Source organism: Enterobacter cloacae complex sp. SYL001, assembly GCF_049237025.1.
GTDB classification, from domain to species: Bacteria; Pseudomonadota; Gammaproteobacteria; order Enterobacterales; family Enterobacteriaceae; genus Enterobacter; species Enterobacter intestinihominis.
Genome location: NZ_JBMKJI010000064.1, coordinates 1 through 1,154 on the forward strand (window position 1 = coordinate 1; position 1,154 = coordinate 1,154).

Sequence of the window (1,154 nt, forward strand, 5' to 3'; positions counted from 1 at the left end):
TATGGTGATCCCCTGGGCGAAATGCGCCTGGTAAGCAGAGTTTTTGAAATGTAAGGCCTTTGAATAAGACAAAAGGCTGCCTCATCGCTAACTTTGCAACAGTGCCAATAAATCCTGGTGTCCCTGTTGATACCGGGAAGCCCTGGGCCAACTTTTGGCGAAAATGAGACGTTGATCGGCACGTAAGAGGTTCCAACTTTCACCATAATGAAATAAGATCACTACCGGGCGTATTTTTTGAGTTATCGAGATTTTCAGGAGCTAAGGAAGCTAAAATGGAGAAAAAAATCACTGGATATACCACCGTTGATATATCCCAATGGCATCGTAAAGAACATTTTGAGGCATTTCAGTCAGTTGCTCAATGTACCTATAACCAGACCGTTCAGCTGGATATTACGGCCTTTTTAAAGACCGTAAAGAAAAATAAGCACAAGTTTTATCCGGCCTTTATTCACATTCTTGCCCGCCTGATGAATGCTCATCCGGAATTCCGTATGGCAATGAAAGACGGTGAGCTGGTGATATGGGATAGTATTCACCCTTGTTACACCGTTTTCCATGAGCAAACTGAAACGTTTTCATCGCTCTGGAGTGAATACCACGACGATTTCCGGCAGTTTCTACACATATATTCGCAAGATGTGGCGTGTTACGGTGAAAACCTGGCCTATTTCCCTAAAGGGTTTATTGAGAATATGTTTTTCGTCTCAGCCAATCCCTGGGTGAGTTTCACCAGTTTTGATTTAAACGTGGCCAATATGGACAACTTCTTCGCCCCCGTTTTCACCATGGGCAAATATTATACGCAAGGCGACAAGGTGCTGATGCCGCTGGCGATTCAGGTTCATCATGCCGTTTGTGATGGCTTCCATGTCGGCAGAATGCTTAATGAATTACAACAGTACTGCAATGAGTGGCAGGGCGGGGCGTAATTTTTTTAAGGCAGTTATTGGTGCCCTTAAACGCCTGGTTGCTACGCCTGAATAAGTGATGATAAGCGGATGAATGGCAGAAATTCGAAAGCAAATTCGACCCGGTCGTCGGTGGCACTGTTGCAAATAGTCGGTGGTGATAAACTTATCATCCCCTTTTGCTGATGGAGCTGCACATGAACCCATTCAAAGGCCGGCATTTTCAGCGTGACATCATTC

1 protein-coding gene is annotated in these 1,154 nt (G+C 44.9%); it reads left to right on the forward strand.

Translation table 11 applies throughout. From position 1 onward, the window contains the following. The first annotated feature begins 275 nt into the window (after nt 1–275). Nucleotides 276–935, forward strand: coding sequence for a type A-1 chloramphenicol O-acetyltransferase (locus tag ACOTZP_RS23830; RefSeq protein ID WP_011152976.1), 660 nt, complete (start codon nt 276–278; stop codon nt 933–935). The last annotated feature ends 219 nt before the right edge of the window (nt 936–1,154 follow it).